The organism is Sulfitobacter sp. 1A12056 (genome assembly GCF_043558125.1).
Lineage (GTDB): Bacteria > Pseudomonadota > Alphaproteobacteria > Rhodobacterales > Rhodobacteraceae > Sulfitobacter > Sulfitobacter faviae.
In genome coordinates this window covers 255,346-273,772 of record NZ_JBIFFY010000002.1, presented here as the reverse complement: position 1 = coordinate 273,772, position 18,427 = coordinate 255,346, and the positions used below count along the sequence as shown (strand labels likewise).

The following is an 18,427-nucleotide window of genomic DNA, read 5'->3' as shown; positions in this document are numbered from 1 at the left end:
GACTTCGTGGCCTATTTCCTCTTCCGCCGCACGCTCGGTTTCGTGCTGACCCTGCTCGCCGTCTCGCTCGTCGTCTTTGCCGTGATGAACGTGCTGCCGGGCGATCCGGCGCTGACCATCCTTGGCATGGACGCGAGCGAGGATGCCATCGCGGCACTGCGCGAACAGCTGGGGCTGAACGAGCCGCTGGTGACCCGCTATGTTTCGTGGGTCTGGAACGCGGTGCAGGGGGACTTTGGCCTCAGCCATTCCTTCCGCGTACCGGTCTCGGAGCTCATTGCCGAACGACTGCCGATGACGATCTCTCTCGCCGTGGCGGGGATGCTTGTAACGCTGGTGCTGGCGCTGGGCCTTGGCATCACGGCGGCGGCGCAGCATGGGCGCGCGGGCGACTGGGGGGTGATGTTTCTGAGCCAGCTCGGCATCGCGGTGCCCGCCTTCTGGCTGTCGATCCTGCTGGTGATGCTCTTTGCCGTGAAGCTGCGCTGGCTGCCGCCCGGGGGCTTTGCGGGCTGGGACGATCCGGGCGCGGCGCTGCGGTCGCTCATCCTGCCCACGGTGGCGCTGGCGCTGGTGCAATCGGCGGTGCTGGCGCGGGTCACGCGCTCCTCGGCGCTGGAGGTCATGCGGCAGGACTTCGTGCGCACCGCGCGGGCCAGTGGGTTGTCGCGGCGGCGGGTGCTTTGGCGGCATGTGCTGCCCAATGCGCTGGTGCCGATCGTGACCATCGTGGGCATGCAATTCGCCGCGTTGGTCACCGGCACCATCGTGATTGAGAACGTCTTTTACCTGCCGGGGCTGGGGCGGCTGATTTTTCAGTCCATCGCCAACCGTGACCTGCCCACGGTGCAGGCGCTGGTGATGCTTTTCGCCGCCATCGTGGTGACGGCGAATTTCGTGGTCGACCTGCTTTACGTGGTCATCGACCCCCGGCTGAAGGCGCGGGCATGAAGCGGCTTCCGGCGAATTTCCTGCTGGGGGCACTGCTGGTCAGCCTCGTCGTCGGGGTGGCGGCGCTGTCGCTCGTCTGGGCCCCGCATGACCCGCAGGCGATGTCGATCGGCACCAAGTTCGCCCCACCGTCTACGGAGCATTGGCTGGGCACCGATCAACTGGGCCGCGACGTGGTGGCGCAATTGATGGCGGCGGCGCGCAACTCAATGACCGTGGCGCTGGTGGCGGTGCTCTTGGGCGGCAGCATCGGCGTGGGGCTGGGGCTTCTGGCCTCCGCGCTTGGCGGCTGGGTCGAGGATGCGGTGATGCGGCTCGCCGACTTGGGCTTTGCCTTTCCGGCGCTGTTGTTCGCGATCATGCTGGCGGCAGTCTTCGGGCCGTCGCTGACCAATGCGGTGTTGGCGATCTCCTTCATCAACATTCCCATTTTCGCCCGCGTCACCCGCGCCTCGGCGAACCAGATATGGACGCGCGATTATGTCGCCGCTGCGCGGGCCGCCGGGCGCGGGCGCTTCGCGATCAGCCGCGACCACATCCTGCCCAACGTCGCCGCGGCGGTGATCGTGCAGGCCACCATCGAGTTCGCCGTGGCGATCCTCGCCGAAGCAGCGCTGAGCTATCTCGGCCTCGGGGCGCAGCCGCCCGCCTCGAGCTGGGGGCGGATGCTGTCGGAGGCTCAGACGCTGATGTACCTCGCCCCGCAACTGGCGATCTATCCGGGGCTGTGCATCGTCGTGGCCGTGCTGGGCTTTGGCCTGCTGGGCGACGGGCTGCGCGACATCACCGATCCCCGACTGGTGCGCGCGCGATGATAGAGCTTAGCAATCTTTCGATCCATTTCGGCACTGCCGTCGCCCTGCGCGACGCCAATCTGGTGATCGAGCGCGGCGACCGTTTGGGGGTCGTCGGCGAAAGCGGTTCGGGCAAGACGCTGCTGGCGCTCTGTCTGATGGGCATGGCCCCCGAAAGCGCGCGGTTGACCGGACAGCTACGCATCGACGGGCAGGACATGGCCGACGCATCTGAGCGCGATTGGCAGAGGCTGCGCAGCCGCCGCGTGGCGATGGTGTTTCAAGAACCGATGGCGGCGCTCAATCCGCTGCGTCGGGTGGGCGACACGGTGATGGAGCCGATGTTGCTGCATGACGGGCTGACACGCAGCGCTGCCCGTGCCCGCGCCCTGAGCCTGTTCGAAGAGGTGGGCATTCCGGATCCCGACCGTCGCCTGCGGCAGTTCCCGCATGAGATGTCCGGCGGCCAGCGCCAGCGGGTGCTGATTGCGCTGGCGCTGGCCTGCAACCCGATGCTGCTGATCGCGGATGAGCCGACAACCGCGCTCGACGCCAATGTGGCGCTGCGGATCACCGACCTGCTGCAACGGCTCGCGCGGGAGCGGCAGATGGCGCTGGTTTTCATCAGCCATGACCTCGCCGCTGTGGCGCGGGCGACCGAGGACATCGTGGTGATGTATGCGGGCGATATGGTCGAGCAGGGCCGCACGGCAGAGGTGCTGGGCACACCTGCGCATCCCTATGCCAAGGGGCTCTTGGGCGCGCGGCCCGATCCGGGCGTGGCGGGGCGGGATGCCCAAGGAAAACGGCGCAGGCTGCCGACCATTCCGGGCGCGGTCCCGCCGCTGCAGGGGCTGCCGCAGGGCTGCCGTTTTGCGGGGCGCTGCCCGGTGGAGCTGCCTCATTGCGCCGCGCAGCGCCCAGACTTTGTGCAGACCGACGCGGGGCGTGCCGCCGCCTGTCACCTGCTGACGGAGGGGCGCCATGACTGACGCGCCGCTTTTAGAGGTCCGCAACCTGACCCGCCGGTACAAACTGCCGCGCCAAAGTCTGCTGCGGGGCCCGCCGGTGCTGACGGCTTTGGAAAACGCCTCCTTCTTGCTGCACGCAGGTGAGACCTTGGGCGTGGTCGGGGAAAGCGGTTCGGGCAAATCCACATTGGCGCGGCTGATCATGGCGTTTGAGCGTCCGGACGCGGGCGCGGTGCTGTTTAGGGGGCGCGATCTGCATGGGCTCGGGGGGCAAGAACTACGCAGCCTGCGGCGCGATTTTCAGATGGTGTTCCAAGACCCTTTCGGCTCGCTCAACCCGCGCCGCCGTGTCGGCTGGTCCATCTCCGAGCCGCTGCGCGCCAATGGTGAGACCGAGGATATCCCTCGCCGCATCGCCGAAGCCTTGGAGCAGGTCGGGCTGCATGCCGCCGATGCGGGCAAATATCCGCATGAGTTCTCGGGCGGGCAGCGCCAGCGCATCGCCATCGCGCGGGCCATCGTCACCCGCCCCGCGCTTCTGGTCGCGGATGAGGCGGTCTCGGCCCTTGATGTCTCGGTTCAGGCGCAAATTCTCAACCTTCTGATGGACCTGCAGGATGATCTGGGCCTCGGCATGGTCTTTATCAGCCACGACCTTGCGGTGGTCGGATCGATCTGCGACCGGGTGCTGGTGCTGCAGCATGGCAAGACCTTGGAAAGCGGTGCGGCGGCAGATGTGTTGCGCAGCCCCGAGCACCCTTATACGAAAACCCTGCTGACAGCCGCAGGAGTACGCCCATGACCCGTTTCGTCCACCTGACCGACCTGCATATCTCGCATCCCGATCTGAACGACCCGCATCTGCACAGCGACACGCCCGCCACCCTGCGCCGCGCGGTGGATGTGATCAACGCGATGGAACCTCAGCCCGATTTCGTGGTGGCCAGTGGCGATCTGACCAACCATGGCGACCAGCAAAGCTATGAGCTTGTGCGCGAGATCATGGAACCGCTGAAAGCGCCGCTGGTCATGGCCCTCGGCAACCATGACAAACGCGATGGGTTCAACGCGGTCTTTGCGCCGGGGCTGGCCGATGCGCCCTATTTCCACGACGCGCCGCAGGGCGATCTGCATGTCATCACGTTGGACAGCAGCGTGCCGGGCAAGGTGGCCGGGGCGCTGGACGACGCGCAGTTCGAGTTTCTGGAAGCCGCGCTTGAGCGTCATGGCGATCTGGCGAAACTCTTGGTGATCCACCACCCGCCGCGCATTGATCCCGCGGCCCTCGCATGGGGCAGTCTGGACGCAGCGAGCAGTGCGCGTTTGGCCGAGGTGTTGAAGGGGCAGCGCGTGGCGGGCATCCTCTCGGGCCATGTGCATGTGAACCGGGTGAGCCATTGGCACGGCATTCCGGTGGTGATTTCCAACGGGCTGCACTCCACTGTCGATCTGACCGAAACCCGCGATCTGCGTATCATGGAGGGAACCGGATTCGGCATTTGCGAATGGCATCCCAGCGGGCTGAGTGTTTCCTTTGCCCCGCTTGACCCGACGGCGTCTGAACTGGCGCGGATCGACCGCGCGCAGCTAAAATCCTTTGAGTAGAATGACATCCACCCCCGCTGGCCGCAGCCTCGCGCCCTGCGCCGCGGTGCAGTAAAAAAATTATTGTTGACCCTCAACCTTTTTAATTTCACACAGCGAGACATGAAAAGGCTATACCCGGCATGAGATCGGGCCGCTGTTCACGGGGAGGGTGAATTTGCTGACTGCCAATGGCGACAGTGTATCGACGCTTGGCGCGCGTATGCGCAAGCAACGTCATCGTTTGTCCCTGACTTTACAGCAGTTGGGCGAAGCCTCTGGCGTGTCGGTCGGGTATCTGAGCCAGGTGGAGCGGGGCCGGGCCACGCCTTCGCTGGGCACCCTGTCGCAGATCGCGGTGGCGCTTCAGGTCGATGTCAGTTTTTTCATCCATACGCCCAAGACCCAAGACAGCCTGACCCGCGCGGCTGAGCGTCCGCGCTTTGCCGTTTCGGGCTCATCCATCGAATATGAAAAGATCGGTGCGGATTTCCCGGGCCATGAGCTGTCCTCCTACATCATGAACGTGCCGCCGGGCTATGCCTCGGAAGAGGTCGTACATGAGGGCGAAGAGGTGATCTATATCCTTGAGGGAGAGATCGCGCAGGTCGTCGATGGGGGGGAGCATATTATGCGGCCCGGCGACAGCCTGCATTACCTCGGCAGCAGCCCGCATTCGTGGTCCAACAAGACCGACAAGCCCGCCCGCGTGCTTTGGGTCGGGCGGATGCAATATGAACAGGCTGCTGGCGCCAATAGAATACGTCCGAATGAAGGGGCAGTCGCCACCGCATTCGCGTCGTCTCGCCCGTAAGGGCGTATCACCTGCGGCGGATACCCCGTTGCCAAGAAACAAACCAACCAGGAGAGAGAATATTATGTCTTTTACAACGAAATTGGCCACCGGTGCCATGCTGGCGGCCCTTGGAGCCTCGGCGGTATCGGCCCAATCGCTGGTCTATTGCTCCGAAGGCTCGCCCGAGGGTTTTGACCCCGCGCTGTACACAGCCGGCACCACATTCGACGCCTCCAGCCACCCGATCTACAACCGTCTGGCTGAGTTCAAAGTCGGCACGACCGAAGTCGTGCCCGCGCTGGCCGAAAGCTGGGAAGTTAGCGAAGACGGCATGACCGTGACCTTCAAGCTGCGCAAAGGTGTGAAATTCCACTCCAACGACCAGTTCACGCCGACACGCGATTTCAACGCCGACGACGTGATCTTCAGCTTTGACCGTCAGGGCAACGAAGAAAACCCCTATCACACCGTCTCGGGCGGCACATGGGAATACTACGGCGGCATGTCCATGCCCGATCTGATCGAAAGCATCGAGAAGGTCGACGACTACACCGTGGCCTTCAACCTGACCCGTCCCGAAGCGCCCTTCATCGCGAATATGGCGATGGACTTCGCTTCGATCGTGTCCAAGGAATATGCTGACGCGATGATGGAAGCGGGCACACCTGAAATGGTGAACCAAGCGCCCATCGGCACTGGCCCGTTCAAATTCCAAGCTTATCAGAAAGACGCGGTCATCCGTTACCTGCGTAACGACGACTACTGGGGCGATGCGGCCAAGGTTGAAAGCCTGATCTTCGCGATCACGCCTGACGCCTCCGTGCGCTACCAGAAGGTGCAGGCGGGTGAGTGCCACGTGATGGCATATCCGAACCCGGCTGATGTTCAGGCGATGAAAGACGCCGAAGACATCGTCGTGATGGAGCAAGAAGGTCTGAACGTGGGCTATCTGGCCTATAACACGCAGGTCGCGCCCTTCGACAACGCCAAGGTCCGCAAGGCCCTGAACATGGCGATCGACAAGCAGGCGATCATCGACGTGGTGTTCCAAGGCTCCGGCGAAATCGCCAAGAACCCGCTGCCGCCGACCATGTGGTCCTACAACGACGCCATCGAAGACGACAACTATGACCCCGAGGCCGCCAAGGCGATGCTCGAGGAAGAGGGCGTCAGCGATCTGTCAATGAAGATCTGGGCGATGCCGGTTCAGCGTCCCTACAACCCCAATGCCCGCCGTATGGCCGAGCTGATGCAGGAAGACTTCTCCAAGGTTGGCGTCGATGTCGAAATCGTCTCCTACGAATGGGGTGAGTATCTGGAGCGTTCCAAGTCCAAGGACCGTGATGGCGCGGTGCTGCTGGGTTGGACCGGTGACAACGGCGACCCAGACAACTTCCTCGCGGTTCTGCTGGGCTGTGACGGTGTCGAGAAATCCAACCGCGCCCAGTGGTGCAACGAGGAATTCGACGCGCTGATCCAGAAAGCCAAGGTTCTGCCGACCCAAGAAGAGCGTGCGCCGCTTTACGAAGAAGCGCAGGAAATCTTCAAGGACCAAGCGCCTTGGGCCACCATCGCGCATTCGGTCGTCTACATGACCATGCGCCCTGAGGTTGAGAACTATGTCGTGCACCCGCTGGGTGGCCACATCTTCAACCAAGTTGGCCTGAAGCAGTAACACTGCCGCTTTGACCAAAGGGGGCGGCATCCTGTGCCGTCCCCATTTTATTAACCTCGCCAGCCCGAAAGCCAGCCCATGTCCCCTTCGCTGAATGATCGCCTGTCGGCCTATGCCGATATCGCCGCCGACCTATCGGTCGATGCCGTGGCGCTGGTGCCCGGCCCGAATTTCACCCGCGCCGTCGACCATGCCTTCATGAGCCACGAACGCCCCTTTGTTCTGGTGATCCCCGCCCGCGGCCCCGCCGCCGCCTTGGTGCCGAACCTTGAACTGGGCAGTTGGGAGTTGGTCGGTTTCGACGGGGCCGTTTTCGATTGGCGCGACCAGACGGGCTATGACGATGCCTTCGCCGCGCTGATGCAACATTTGAACATCACCTCGCTCGCCGTTGAAGGCCAAGTGATGCGCGTCTTCGTGCATCACGCGCTGAAGAAAGCGCAGCCCGATTTGCGGATCATCGACGCCGAGCGTGAGATCTCCGCCCCCCGCATGATCAAGACCGAGGCCGAGGTCGCAGCCCTGCAAAAAGCCATCGACATTTCCGAACGCGCCCTGCGCGCCACGCTGGATAGCGTGAAGCTCGGCCAGACCGAGAAAGAGATCGAGCAGAAACTGGTGCAGATGGTCTTTGCCGAAGGGGCCGACGATCTGTCCTTCGCCCCGATCGTCGCCGCCGGTGACGGCTCGGCCCGCCCGCATGCCAAGGCGCGTGAGGATTACCGCGTCAAAGCAGGCGATGCGCTGCTGATCGACTTCGGCGCGCGGAAGGACGGCTTTGCCGCCGACATCACCCGCACCGTTTTCCTTACCCATGTCAGCGACGAGGGGCGCGCCGTGTACGACACCGTGCTGCGCGCCAACCTTGCCGGGCTGGAGGCCACCCGCGCAGGCGTCACCGCGCATGAGATCGACGATGTGGTGACCGGGGTGCTCGAAGCCTCTCCTTTTGCCGACCGCATCCGCACCAAGACCGGCCACGGTCTGGGCCGCGATGTGCATGAAGCGCCTTATATCATGCGCGGCAACCACATGACTTTACCCGCCGGAACGGTGTACACCAACGAACCCGGTCTCTATGAGATCGGCAACTTTGGGGTGCGCATCGAAGATGACGTGCTGATTACCGAAGATGGCTACAAATCCCTGACCAACTTTCCGAAGGAACTGATGGTGCTCCCGTGCTGAAATATGTCTTGTCGCGCCTTGCGACCTTCATCCCCACCTTTATCGGCGTCACGCTGATATCATTCGCCTTCATCCGCTTGCTGCCCGGCGACCCGATCGTCGTCATGGCCGGTGAGCGCGGCATTTCCGAAGAACGCTATCTGGAGCTGCAACAGCAGTTCGGCTTTGACCGGCCGATCTACGTGCAGTTCTGGGATTACTTCACCGGCGTGATACAGGGGGACTTGGGCACGTCTTTCGTGACCAAACGCCCCGTCTGGGATGAGTTCTTCTCGCTTTTCCCCGCCACGCTTGAGCTGTCGCTCTGTGCGATGATCTTCGCCGTGGCCTTGGGCCTGCCCGCAGGGGTGATCGCGGCGGTGAACCGGGGCAAGTTCTTTGACCGGGCGCTGATGTCGACCGCGCTGGTGGGCTATTCGATGCCGATCTTCTGGTGGGCGCTGCTGCTGATCATCGTCTTTTCCGGCAACTTGGGCTGGACCCCGGTCTCGGGCCGGATCGACCTTCTTTACTATTTCCCCAACGCCACCGGCTTCATGTTGATCGACAGCATTGCCTCGGGGCAGGACGGGGCGTTCCTCTCGGCCCTGCGGCACCTGTTGCTGCCGACCATCGTGCTGGGCACCATCCCGCTGGCGGTGATCGCGCGGCAGACCCGCTCGGCCATGCTAGAAGTGCTGGGCGAAGACTACATCCGTACCGCGCGCGCCAAGGGCATGTCCTCGGGCCGGATCAACGGCATCCACGCTCTGCGCAACGCGCTTATCCCCGTCATCACCGTGATCGGTCTGTCGGTCGGCACGCTGCTGGCGGGCGCTATCCTGACCGAGACCATCTTTAGCTGGCCGGGCATCGGCAAGTGGATGGTCGATAGCATCTTCCGCCGCGACTACCCGGTGGTTCAGGGTGGCCTTCTGCTCATCGCCGTCATGGTCATGGTCGTGAACCTCACCGTCGACATGCTCTACGGCATCATCAACCCCAAGATCAGGAAACGCTAATGGACGACGCACTCTCTGCCGAAGCCGAAATGGTGCACGACCGCCCCGGCCGCTTGCGCGAATTCTGGTTCTATTTCCGCGAAAACCGTGGCGCCGTGATTGGTCTGTGGATCTTTGCCGTCTTCGCCTTTCTGGCAATCTTTGGCCCGTGGATCGCGCCGCATGACGCCACCCAACAGTTCCGCGCTGCAACCCTTCAGCCGCCGGTCTGGCAGGAGGGCGGCACTTGGAGCCACATCCTCGGCACCGATCCTCTGGGCCGGGACATGCTCTCGCGGCTGATCGTCGGCGCGCGCTATTCCTTCTTCGTGGGCATCGTGGTGGTGACCATCGCCGCCTCGGGCGGGATCATCATCGGTCTCATTTCGGGCTTCGCGCCCAAGTGGGTCGATACGATCATCATGCGGATCATGGACATCATCCTTGCCTTCCCGTCGCTCTTGCTGGCGTTGGTGCTGGTGGCGATCCTCGGGCCGTCCCTCACCAACGCGATGATCGCCATCGCCATCGTGCTACAGCCGCATTACGTGCGCCTGACCCGGGCGAGCGTGATCTCTGAGCGCCAGAAGGACTACGTCACATCGGCCCGCGTCGTGGGGGCAGGCACGCTGCGGCTTATGGTCGTGACCGTGCTGCCGAACTGCCTTGCGCCGATCATCGTGCAGGCCGCGCTGTCGTTTTCGACCGCGATCCTCGATGCCGCCGCCTTGGGCTTCCTCGGGATGGGCGCACAGCCGCCGACCCCCGAATGGGGCACCATGCTGGCCGAAGCGCGCGAGTTCATCCTGCGCGCATGGTGGGTCGTGACCTTCCCGGGTCTTGCGATCCTCGTCACCGTGCTGGCGATCAACCTCATGGGCGACGGTCTGCGCGACGCCCTCGATCCGAAACTGAAGCGGAGCTGATTGATGTCTCTATTGCGTATCCGCAACCTCTCGGTCGATTTCGCCACCGCCTCGGGCAAGTTCCGCGCTGTGGACTCGGTTGACCAAGATGTCGACACCGGCGAGATTCTCGCCATCGTCGGCGAAAGCGGCTCGGGCAAATCGGTCTCGATGCTGGCGCTGATGGGGCTGCTGCCCTGGACCGCCACTGTCACCGCCGATGAGCTGACCTTTGATGGCCACGACCTGCTGACAATGGACAAACGCGCCCGGCGCAAGATCGTCGGCAATGATCTGGCGATGATCTTCCAAGAGCCGATGTCCTCGCTCAACCCTTGTTTCCCGGTGGGCTGGCAGATCAAGGAATCCCTGCGCGTGCATCTGGGCCTGAACCGGGCCGAGCGGCACAAGCGGGCGATTGAACTGTTTGAACAGGTCGGCATTCCGGACCCGGAAAAGCGCCTCTCGGTCTTTCCGCACCAGATGTCGGGCGGGATGAACCAGCGCGTGATGATCGCCATGGCGATTGCCTGCAAGCCGAAGCTGCTGATCGCGGATGAGCCGACGACCGCGCTCGACGTGACCATTCAGGCGCAGATCCTCGATCTGCTAACCTCGCTGCGCGACGAGACCGGCATGGGGCTGGTGCTGATCACCCATGACATGGGCGTGGTCGCCGAAACCGCCGAGCGGGTATCGGTGCAATATGCCGGTCAGAAGATTGAGGAGCAGCAGGTGCTGCCGCTCTTCCGCGAACCGCACCATCCCTATACGGCGGCGCTGCTGGACGCGCTGCCCGAGCGCGCGACCGAGAAACGCCTGCCGACGATCCCCGGCGTGGTGCCCGGCCAGTTCGACCGGCCCGCGGGGTGCCTCTTCTCGCCGCGCTGCAAGTTCGCCAACGACAAATGCCGCGCCGAGAACCCGCCGCCCTTGGGCGAAGACCTCGGCAAGGCGCGTTGCTTCTATCCGCTCAACACCAATGAAAGGGTCGCGTCATGACTGCCCCTGTAATGACCGCCGACGCGCTGCAGCGTCACTATCAGGTTGGTGGCGGCTTCCTGCGCAAGACCCAGACGCTCAAGGCCGTCGCGGGTCTCGATTTCGAACTGCACCCCGGCAAGACGCTGGCGGTGGTGGGTGAAAGCGGCTGCGGCAAGTCCACGCTGGCGCGCATGGTCACGATGATCGAGGAGCCGACCGCAGGCTCGCTGACGCTCGATGGCAAACCGGTGCGGCCCGAGGATTGGGCCGACCTGCGCCAGCATGTGCAGATCGTCTTTCAGGACCCTTACGGCTCGCTCAACCCGCGCCAGCAGATCGGGACGATCCTGCAGGAGCCGCTGGTCATCAACCGCAAGGACATGTCGAAGAAGCAGCGGGAAGAGAAGGCGCGCGAGATGCTGCGGCTCGTCGGCCTGCGGCCCGAGCATTACGACCGCTACCCGCATATGTTCTCGGGCGGGCAGCGCCAGCGCATCGCGGTGGCCCGCGCGCTGATGCTTGACCCCAAGGTGCTGGTGCTGGACGAGCCTGTCTCCGCGCTCGACCTGTCGATCCAATCGGCGATCCTGAACCTGCTGGTGGACCTGCAGGAGAAGATGGATCTGGCCTATCTCTTCATCAGCCACGACCTGTCGGTCGTGCGCCACGTGGCCGATGACGTGATCGTCATGTATCTCGGCCGCGCGGTGGAAAAGGGGCCGAAGGACGAGGTTTTCGACAATCCGCGCCATCCCTATACGGCGGCCCTTCTGTCGGCCACGCCGCGGGCCGACCCCGAGGGCGGTAAGGAGCGGATCAAGTTGCAGGGCGAGCTGCCCTCCCCACTGGCGATCCCCAAGGGCTGCCCCTTTGCGCCGCGCTGCTGGAAGGTGCAGGACGTCTGCCGGAAAGAGCGCCCCCCGTTGGAGGGCGCACCGCATCCGGCGGCTTGCTACTTCCCCGTCGACGAATGAGGCGGGCGCGGGTGGCTCAGACCACCTGCGCCACCACCCCGATGCAATCGCCCATCTTGACCAGCCCCGGCACATGCCGGGCGGTCAGGATGCCGCTAAGCTGCGCGTGGGCGAGGATCGCTGGCTGACCGCTGCGGTCACTGGGCCAGAGCCGGGCGATGGGCTGACCCTCGGTCACCGCGTCACCCAGATCGACCAGCGGCTCCAACAGGGCCGTGGTCTCGCTAAAGGTGAAACAGCGCCCGTCGGGCATGTCGAGCATCACGCTTTCGGCCACCTCCGGCTCCCCTTGCAGAATGCCTGCATGAATCAGCAGGTTGCGCGCGCCTTTGCGCGCCACGGCGATGCTCTTGGCCGTCGATGTGCCCGCGCCCCCCAATTCGGTGGTGACAAAAACCTTACCCTGCTCCTCGACCTCGGTGTCGAACATGCCGCGGTTGTCGATCTCTAGCATTTTCATGGAGTAGGGCGCGTTGAACGCCTCCATCGCGGCCATGCAAGCGGCCTCCTGCCGCTTGTCGGGCAGGATATGCGCGGCGGCGAAGGGCAGGAAATCCAGCGTGCGCCCGCCGGAGTGGTAATCCAGCACGATATCGGCCAGCGGCACCAGTTCGGTGGCGATGTAATGCGCGATCTTCTGGGTCACCGTGCCGCCCGGGTTGCCCGGAAAGCTGCGGTTCATATTGCCGCCGTCGATGGGCGAGCAGCGGCGGCCTGCGGCGAAGGCGGGTTGATTCATCATAGGCAGGATGATGACGCGACCGGTGACCTGCGCCGGATCCAGCGTGGCGGCCAGTTCCTGCAAGGCAATCGGACCTTCGTATTCATCGCCGTGGTTGCCGCCGGTCAGCAGCGCCGTGGGGCCGTCGCCGCCATTGATGACGGTGATGGGGATCATCACGGACCCCCAAGCGCTGTCGTCGCGGCTGTAGGGCAGGCGCAGGAAACCGTGATGCGCGCCGGGTTGGTCAAGCGGGATGGTCGGGGTGATCGGATTGCTGGTCATGCGGAAACAAACAACTTTCGCGGTGTGGTGCAGAAACATTCGTGGCCGGTCTCGGTGATGCGGATCGGCTCGGTGATCTCAAGCCCGCCATCGTCAAGCCAAAGCGCGGGCATAAAATGGAAGGTCATACCGGGCTCTAGGATCGTCTTGTCGCCACGGCGGAAAGAGATGGTGCGCTCCCCCCAGTCGGGCGGGTAGCTGATGCCGATGGCATAGCCGCAGCGGCTGTCCTTCTCGAATCCTGCCTTGTTCAGCGTGGCGTTGAAGGCATTGGCGATATCCTCGGCCCGGTTGCCGGGCTTGGCCTGTTCGAGACCTGCGTCAATCGCATCCAGCACGGCGCTTTCTGCGTCGCGGTATTTCTGCGGCACATCGCCAAAGAACAGCGTGCGCGACTGGGGGCATTGGTAGCGCCGATGCGCGCCTGCGATCTCAAAGAACGTCGCCTCATTGGGCTGCATGGGCCGGTCGTCCCATGTTAGATGCGGGGCGGTGGCGTCCATGCCCGACGGGGCCATGGGCACGATGGCCGGATAGTCCCCCCAGAACCCCTGTGCGCCGCGAATGCCGGTGGCATAGATTTCGGCCACCAGATCGTTCTTGCGCATGCCGGGCACGGCGACTTCGAGGATGCGAACGTGCATTTCCTCGACGATGCGCGCAGCGCGTTCCATATATTCGATCTCGCGCTCGGATTTCACGGCGCGTTCCCAGTTCACCAACGCCGTGGCATCCATGAAGGTCGCCTTGGGCAGTTTGGTCTTGAGCGTGTCATGTGCGCGGGCGGAGTAATAGTAGTTATCCATCTCGACGCCGATGCGCGCCTGCTCCAACCCCATCTCGCTCAAGAGGGCTGAGAGGTCTTCCATCGGGTGTTTTTCGGGGTTCTGGACGTAGGTATCGTCATAGCCGCGAATGCAGTCGTCCTCCATGAAGACCGTTCGCCGGGCGCCAAGCGCATCCATGCCGCGGCCCCACCAGACCGGCTCCCCCTCATGGGTCAGGATCACTGCTTGGTAAACATAGAAGGACCAACCGTCATAGCCCGAGAGCCAAGACATGTTCGACGGATCGCTGACGACGATGGCATCGAGATTGCGCGCGGCCATGGTCTTGCGCGTTCGGTCGACCCGGCGCTGGTACTCGCTGTTTGTAAAATTCGCCTCATAAGTGGTCATAGGCCAGCCCCTTTCATGTCTGGTTACCCGAATAATGCGATCCGGCCAGAGGGGCCGGGATCACGGAATGATGCCTTGTGCATGGGCGCTTGGCATGTCGCAGTCGAACAGACGGCCATAGCCATCGGGGCGGCCCGAAAGCCCGCCCATCCGCTGCAACGCCCAGCACAGCGCTTGGTTAGAGGTCACGACGGGCTTGCCCAGCCGTGCTTCGATCCGGTCGATCACGTCGACGCCGCGCAGGGAGGTGCAGGAGAGGAAAAATGCCTCTACTTCCGCGCCATCCAGCGCAGCGGCGCCGTTTATGATGCTTTCGTCGTCGATCCGCGCCATGTCGCGGTCGTCTTCCAGTGCGAAGGCCCCGTTGCGCATGACCTCTAGCCCCTGATCGTTGAAATAGGTGGCCAGCGGCGCGGCGGTTTCCGGCAGATAGGGGGTCAGCATCGCCACCCGCGTCACGCCGAGGGCTGCAAAACCCGCGATGGCGGCAGAGGCGGGGGTGATGACGGGCACGCCGGGCAGCCCCTCGCCAATCGCCTCGCGCACGGCCGGGTTGCCGATGGCGACCGAGGCCGAGGTGCAGCAAAAAGCGATGGCCGAAAGCTGGATACCCGGCACCAGTAGGGCCGCCGTGCGGGCCATATCGGGGGTCATGGCGCGCAGCCGTTCGGGGGTGGTGGGGTTCTCAAAGGCGATCCGGGCGACATGCAGCGCCGCCTGCGCCGGGTCGATCAGCCGCGCGGCGTCGCGTTCAAAGGTCATGTCGGTCGACAGCAGCATCGCCCCCAGCCGCACGGGGTCATCTTCACGCAAACGGCAATCAAGCGTTTCGCTTTGCACAGGGGGTGTCACCTGAATATTCCTTTGACCTAGACGACAAGCACGGGGCATTTCGCGAGCCCCGTAACCTTGTGAGAGACCGAGCCCAAGAGATAGCTGTCGCCCGTGGCCCCAAGGCCACGCGAGCCGATGACGATCAGGTCAACCTCATGTTTCTTGGCAAATTCCGTCACCGCCCGCGCGGGGCGGCCAGAGCGGACGAAGGCGCGGACATTCTCGACGCCCGCGTCTTTCATCAGTTGCTTGCCGTGGGTGATAATCTCGGTCGCATGGGCCTGCATCGCGTCGTCGATATTGCCCGGATCGTTCACCCGCACCATCGAGAGCGACGCCTCCAGCATTGAATGATGCCGGTAGATCGTCAAAAGCGTCACTTTCGCCCCGGTCAGCTTGGCCATCTCTGCCGCCTTCATCAGTGCGCGGTCCGCATTCACCGAGCCGTCATAGGGGGCGAGGATATGGGTGAACATGTCGCTCTCCTCTTATTTCGCAAAGGCCAGATCGCGCAGGAACAGGGCGATCTGCGGGAAAAAGATCAGGGCAACCGAGACGCTCAGCAGCATGATGATGAAGGGCGGGGTGCCGCGGATGACCTCCATATAGGGCCGTTTGAAGACCGCGATGGCGGTGAAAATATCACAGCCGAAGGGCGGCGTGGCCGAGCCGATGGCGACTTGCAACGTGATGACGGTGCCGACCAGCACCGGGTCGAGGCCGACCGAGTCCACCACCGGTGCGAAGATCGGCACGAAGACGAGGATCACGACGATGGGGTCCACGAACATACAGCCGATGAAGAAGGCCGCCGAGATCACGAAGAGCACGCCAATCGGCCCCATGCTGTCGATCCCGATGCCGGTCAGCACCGCTTGAGGAATCTGTGCGAAGGAGATTACCCAAGAGAATGCCGCACCCGCCGCGACGAGGATGAAGACCACAGCGGTAATCAGCCCGGTCGATTTCGCGGTTTCATAGATGCCGGCAAAGTCGATTTCCCGAAAGACGATCATCTCAAGGAAAATGGCATAGAGCACGCAGGCCGCTGCCGCTTCGGTTGGGGAGAAGACACCGCCGTAGATGCCGCCGATGATGATCGCCGGGAAGCCCAGTGGCCAGAGCGCTTGACGCACCGCGCGGAAACGCTCGCCCCATGTCGCTTTTTCCTCGGTGGGAACGTTGTGGCGGTAGGCGTAGATCACGGAATAGACCGAGAAGAGCGCGAGGATCAGCAGCCCCGGCCCGATGCCCGCGATGAAGAGTTCGGCAATCGACGTGTTGGAGACGACGCCGTAGATGATCATCCCGATGGAGGGCGGGATCAGGAAGGCGATGTCGGAGGAGTTCACGATCAACGCCAGCACGAAACTGTCTTTGTAGCCCGCCTTGAGCATCCGGGGCCGCAGCGGGGAGCCAACGGCGACGACCGTCGCCTGTGTGGAGCCCGAGACCGCGCCGAACATGGTGCAAGCCGCAGCGGTGGCGACCGCGAGACCGCCCTTCATATGGCCGACGAAAGACATCACCATATCGATCAGCCGCCCGGCGGATTGGCCGCGCGTCATGATGTCGGCGGCAAAGATAAACATCGGCACGGCAATCAGTGAGGCGGGTCTGACCCCTGCCATCATCTGCTGCACCATCGTCTCAAGCTGGCCGAAACCGCCGAAGAGCGAATAGAAACCGACGAAAGCCCCCACGATCAGCGGGATCATCATGGGAAAGCCGAGCAGCAGCAGAACGACCATGACAGAGAAAATGGTGACGGCCATGGCTCAGACCTCCCGCTCGTTGTCGTCGTAGCCTTCGAGAACGCTGGTCGACAGGTAAATATCTGGTTCAATGATGTTTTTGATCGCGGTCAGCAGGTATTGCAGCCCGGTCATGAAAAAGCCGAAAGGCACCCAGACCAGCGTCCACCAGACCGGCACTTGCAGCGCGGGCAGCAGGCGGCCGCGTCCGGCTTGGGTCATGATGTATTGCAGGGCGTACCAGGCGAGGCCGAACATGAAGACGGCGGTGACGAAGGCGATGAAGATCATCAGCACTTTGCGCGGGCGCGGGGGCAGAGCGTCGAAAATCGCCGACATGCGGATATGCCGCCCATGCCGCGCGGCATAGGAAATGCCCGCGAAAGTGATGAGAATGATCAGGACGCTATTCAGCTCTTCGGAAAAGAAGATCGAGCTTTGAAAGACGAAACGGCCCACGACATTGGCGATCGTATTGGCGGCCATCAACAGAACACCAGCGGCGAGCATCACAGACTCAAGCCAGCTGATTGCATTGTCGATCGTGCCCAAAGGGCCGGGGAGGGTGGATTTATAGGTGCCCACGGGGGCGTCATCGGTGCCGGTGGTATCTGTCTGCGATTGCAGTTGCGAACTGTGGTTGTCTTCCGTCACCGGCGTCATCCCGTAGATGGTTCAAATGGATCGCGTCAAAATAAGGTCACCCCCCGGCGATGCCGGAGGGTAAGAAAGTCGTTTACTTAACGGCTTCGAGGTCGGCCTTGAATTGGTCAAGGATTTCCTTGCCGCTGTCGCCAGTCATTTCGATGAAGGCTTCTTCGACCGATGCGGCCTTGTCTTTGAAGGGCTGACGCTCTTCTTCGGACAGGATGTTGATCTGCATGTCGGGCTTCGCCTTGGCGATGTTATCCAGCGACTTTTCCTGCAGGCCGGACTGGTATTCGAGGATGTATTCGAATGCCGCGTCAGAAGCGTTCTGCACAATCTCTTTGTCCTCATCGGACAGGCCATCATAGAAATCCTTGTTGGCCATCACAGCGGTGGTGAAGTTGTTGTGGCCGATGCAGGTGATGACCTCGGTCACCTCATACATCTTGGTGGATTCCAGATAGAAGCCCGGGTTTTCCTGACCTTGGATGATGCCGGTCTGCATCGCGCCATAGACTTCGCCCCATGGCAGCGGTGTCGGGGTCGCGCCGAAGGCTTTGTAGCTTTCGACCAAGAGCGGGTTGGTCATGACGCGGAACTTGACCTCGTTGAGGTCTTCGGGCGTTTTGACCGGCTCTTGTGTGGTCATGCAAACGTCACCCTCGGGGAACATCTTGAGCAGTTCCAGACCTTGCTCTGCATAAAGCTCGGGGAACATTTCGTTGATGGCCTTGGAGGTGCGGAAGAACTCGAACAGTTCCTCGTCGTCCTGCGGCAGCAGGTAGGGCACGAAGAAGACCTGCGCCTCGGGGATCAGCGCGCCAGTGAAGCCGGGGGATTGGTCCACGAACTGAAGGATACCGGCCTGCGCCTGTTCCATCGTGTCAACGGATTCACCCAAGGTGCCATAGGGGAAAAGCTGCACTTCGTGGTCGGAGTTCGCTTCGACTTCTTCCTTGAATTTCTGGGCGTATTTGCCCTGCACCTCGTCCAGTGCCTCTTCAAATGCATAGCGCCATGTGTCGGCGGAGGCCGCGCCTGCGACGCTTGTCACGGCTGCGAGGATACCCCCGGTGATAACGGTCTTGAAATTAGCCATCTGTCTCCCTTTCATTTATTGCCCGCGCAGCACAAAGGCCGCAGCGAAACTAATGTCCTGACTGCTAGATCATTTAAACCGATCCCAATCATGTCAATGTGAATAT

The 18,427-nt window shown here is 62.8% G+C and carries 19 protein-coding genes; 12 read left to right on the top strand and 7 right to left on the bottom strand.

The genetic code is table 11. The features are described from left to right. Window positions 1-6: 6 nt before the first annotated feature. The 12 genes from ACGYLD_RS05685 (at window position 7) to ACGYLD_RS05630 (ending at window position 11,802) form a co-directional block, all read left to right on the top strand. Window positions 7-951: an ABC transporter permease gene (locus tag ACGYLD_RS05685; RefSeq protein ID WP_271692601.1), complete on the top strand. Its 945-nt coding sequence runs from the start codon at window positions 7-9 to the stop codon at window positions 949-951. Then, entirely contained in the window at window positions 948-1,766 is an 819-nt protein-coding gene (locus ACGYLD_RS05680) for an ABC transporter permease (RefSeq protein WP_271692600.1), read from the top strand. Before ACGYLD_RS05685 ends, ACGYLD_RS05680 begins: the two co-directional genes overlap by 4 nt. Beyond that, the gene (locus ACGYLD_RS05675) at window positions 1,763-2,737 is read left to right on the top strand and encodes an ABC transporter ATP-binding protein (RefSeq protein WP_271692599.1); all 975 of its coding nucleotides are present in this window, start codon (window positions 1,763-1,765) and stop codon (window positions 2,735-2,737) included. The genes ACGYLD_RS05680 and ACGYLD_RS05675 overlap by 4 nt, the downstream gene beginning before the upstream one ends. Then, on the top strand, window positions 2,730-3,518 hold the full coding sequence (locus ACGYLD_RS05670) for an ATP-binding cassette domain-containing protein (protein WP_271692598.1): 789 nt from the start codon (window positions 2,730-2,732) through the stop codon (window positions 3,516-3,518). The genes ACGYLD_RS05675 and ACGYLD_RS05670 overlap by 8 nt, the downstream gene beginning before the upstream one ends. Next, window positions 3,515-4,321: a metallophosphoesterase gene (locus ACGYLD_RS05665; RefSeq protein WP_271692597.1), complete on the top strand. Its 807-nt coding sequence runs from the start codon at window positions 3,515-3,517 to the stop codon at window positions 4,319-4,321. Before ACGYLD_RS05670 ends, ACGYLD_RS05665 begins: the two co-directional genes overlap by 4 nt. 202 nt (window positions 4,322-4,523) lie before the next feature. Continuing rightward, window positions 4,524-5,114, top strand: a complete 591-nt coding sequence (locus ACGYLD_RS05660; RefSeq protein ID WP_394402040.1) for a helix-turn-helix domain-containing protein — start codon at window positions 4,524-4,526, stop codon at window positions 5,112-5,114. Window positions 5,115-5,178: 64 nt separating this feature from the next. Then, window positions 5,179-6,771 (top strand): ABC transporter substrate-binding protein, encoded by a 1,593-nt coding sequence (locus tag ACGYLD_RS05655; protein ID WP_067262570.1) that lies wholly within the window; start codon window positions 5,179-5,181, stop codon window positions 6,769-6,771. Window positions 6,772-6,849: 78 nt separating this feature from the next. Then, on the top strand, window positions 6,850-7,959 hold the full coding sequence (locus ACGYLD_RS05650; protein ID WP_168612860.1) for a Xaa-Pro peptidase family protein: 1,110 nt from the start codon (window positions 6,850-6,852) through the stop codon (window positions 7,957-7,959). Beyond that, window positions 7,953-8,960: an ABC transporter permease subunit gene (locus ACGYLD_RS05645; protein WP_394401595.1), complete on the top strand. Its 1,008-nt coding sequence runs from the start codon at window positions 7,953-7,955 to the stop codon at window positions 8,958-8,960. The genes ACGYLD_RS05650 and ACGYLD_RS05645 overlap by 7 nt, the downstream gene beginning before the upstream one ends. Further along, window positions 8,960-9,865 carry an ABC transporter permease subunit gene (locus ACGYLD_RS05640; protein WP_394401592.1) on the top strand — a complete coding sequence of 302 codons (906 nt, stop codon included), beginning with the start codon at window positions 8,960-8,962 and terminating at the stop codon, window positions 9,863-9,865. The genes ACGYLD_RS05645 and ACGYLD_RS05640 overlap by 1 nt, the downstream gene beginning before the upstream one ends. Before the next feature lie 3 nt (window positions 9,866-9,868). After that, on the top strand, window positions 9,869-10,846 hold the full coding sequence (locus ACGYLD_RS05635; RefSeq protein ID WP_394401589.1) for an ABC transporter ATP-binding protein: 978 nt from the start codon (window positions 9,869-9,871) through the stop codon (window positions 10,844-10,846). Next, entirely contained in the window at window positions 10,843-11,802 is a 960-nt protein-coding gene (locus ACGYLD_RS05630) for an ABC transporter ATP-binding protein (protein WP_394401586.1), read from the top strand. Before ACGYLD_RS05635 ends, ACGYLD_RS05630 begins: the two co-directional genes overlap by 4 nt. Window positions 11,803-11,818: 16 nt before the next feature. Here ACGYLD_RS05630 and doeB read toward each other — a convergent pair whose 3' ends face one another. From doeB to dctP, 7 genes are all read right to left on the bottom strand, one after another. Continuing rightward, window positions 11,819-12,808 carry a N(2)-acetyl-L-2,4-diaminobutanoate deacetylase DoeB gene (doeB, locus tag ACGYLD_RS05625; RefSeq protein WP_394401583.1) on the bottom strand — a complete coding sequence of 330 codons (990 nt, stop codon included), beginning with the start codon at window positions 12,806-12,808 and terminating at the stop codon, window positions 11,819-11,821. Continuing rightward, window positions 12,805-13,986 (bottom strand): ectoine hydrolase DoeA, encoded by a 1,182-nt coding sequence (gene doeA, locus ACGYLD_RS05620; protein ID WP_394401580.1) that lies wholly within the window; start codon window positions 13,984-13,986, stop codon window positions 12,805-12,807. The genes doeB and doeA overlap by 4 nt, the downstream gene beginning before the upstream one ends. Window positions 13,987-14,046: 60 nt before the next feature. Further along, window positions 14,047-14,838, bottom strand: a complete 792-nt coding sequence (locus ACGYLD_RS05615; protein ID WP_067262551.1) for an aspartate/glutamate racemase family protein — start codon at window positions 14,836-14,838, stop codon at window positions 14,047-14,049. 17 nt (window positions 14,839-14,855) lie between these two features. Continuing rightward, window positions 14,856-15,296, bottom strand: coding sequence for a universal stress protein (locus ACGYLD_RS05610; RefSeq protein ID WP_067262549.1), 441 nt, complete (start codon window positions 15,294-15,296; stop codon window positions 14,856-14,858). A 12-nt stretch (window positions 15,297-15,308) separates the two neighbouring features. After that, window positions 15,309-16,595, bottom strand: a complete 1,287-nt coding sequence (locus tag ACGYLD_RS05605) for a TRAP transporter large permease (RefSeq protein ID WP_067262546.1) — start codon at window positions 16,593-16,595, stop codon at window positions 15,309-15,311. A 3-nt stretch (window positions 16,596-16,598) separates the two neighbouring features. After that, window positions 16,599-17,237 carry a TRAP transporter small permease gene (locus ACGYLD_RS05600; protein WP_197470835.1) on the bottom strand — a complete coding sequence of 213 codons (639 nt, stop codon included), beginning with the start codon at window positions 17,235-17,237 and terminating at the stop codon, window positions 16,599-16,601. Window positions 17,238-17,310: 73 nt separating this feature from the next. Further along, window positions 17,311-18,321, bottom strand: a complete 1,011-nt coding sequence (gene dctP, locus ACGYLD_RS05595; RefSeq protein ID WP_271692589.1) for a TRAP transporter substrate-binding protein DctP — start codon at window positions 18,319-18,321, stop codon at window positions 17,311-17,313. Window positions 18,322-18,427 lie beyond the last annotated feature (106 nt).

Excerpts from the sequence above, each read along its gene's own strand:
- ACGYLD_RS05655 (WP_067262570.1), top strand. The coding sequence starts at position 5,179 with ATGTCTTTTACAACGAAATTGGCCACCGGTGCCATGCTGGCGGCCCTT.
- doeA (WP_394401580.1), bottom strand. The coding sequence starts at position 13,986 with ATGACCACTTATGAGGCGAATTTTACAAACAGCGAGTACCAGCGCCGG.
- ACGYLD_RS05660 (WP_394402040.1), top strand. The coding sequence starts at position 4,524 with ATGCGCAAGCAACGTCATCGTTTGTCCCTGACTTTACAGCAGTTGGGC.
- ACGYLD_RS05675 (WP_271692599.1), top strand. The coding sequence starts at position 1,763 with ATGATAGAGCTTAGCAATCTTTCGATCCATTTCGGCACTGCCGTCGCC.
- doeB (WP_394401583.1), bottom strand. The coding sequence starts at position 12,808 with ATGACCAGCAATCCGATCACCCCGACCATCCCGCTTGACCAACCCGGC.
- ACGYLD_RS05650 (WP_168612860.1), top strand. The coding sequence starts at position 6,850 with ATGTCCCCTTCGCTGAATGATCGCCTGTCGGCCTATGCCGATATCGCC.
- ACGYLD_RS05665 (WP_271692597.1), top strand. The coding sequence starts at position 3,515 with ATGACCCGTTTCGTCCACCTGACCGACCTGCATATCTCGCATCCCGAT.
- ACGYLD_RS05640 (WP_394401592.1), top strand. The coding sequence starts at position 8,960 with ATGGACGACGCACTCTCTGCCGAAGCCGAAATGGTGCACGACCGCCCC.
- ACGYLD_RS05610 (WP_067262549.1), bottom strand. The coding sequence starts at position 15,296 with ATGTTCACCCATATCCTCGCCCCCTATGACGGCTCGGTGAATGCGGAC.
- ACGYLD_RS05670 (WP_271692598.1), top strand. The coding sequence starts at position 2,730 with ATGACTGACGCGCCGCTTTTAGAGGTCCGCAACCTGACCCGCCGGTAC.
- ACGYLD_RS05635 (WP_394401589.1), top strand. The coding sequence starts at position 9,869 with ATGTCTCTATTGCGTATCCGCAACCTCTCGGTCGATTTCGCCACCGCC.
- dctP (WP_271692589.1), bottom strand. The coding sequence starts at position 18,321 with ATGGCTAATTTCAAGACCGTTATCACCGGGGGTATCCTCGCAGCCGTG.
- ACGYLD_RS05605 (WP_067262546.1), bottom strand. The coding sequence starts at position 16,595 with ATGGCCGTCACCATTTTCTCTGTCATGGTCGTTCTGCTGCTGCTCGGC.
- ACGYLD_RS05600 (WP_197470835.1), bottom strand. The coding sequence starts at position 17,237 with ATGACGCCGGTGACGGAAGACAACCACAGTTCGCAACTGCAATCGCAG.
- ACGYLD_RS05630 (WP_394401586.1), top strand. The coding sequence starts at position 10,843 with ATGACTGCCCCTGTAATGACCGCCGACGCGCTGCAGCGTCACTATCAG.
- ACGYLD_RS05680 (WP_271692600.1), top strand. The coding sequence starts at position 948 with ATGAAGCGGCTTCCGGCGAATTTCCTGCTGGGGGCACTGCTGGTCAGC.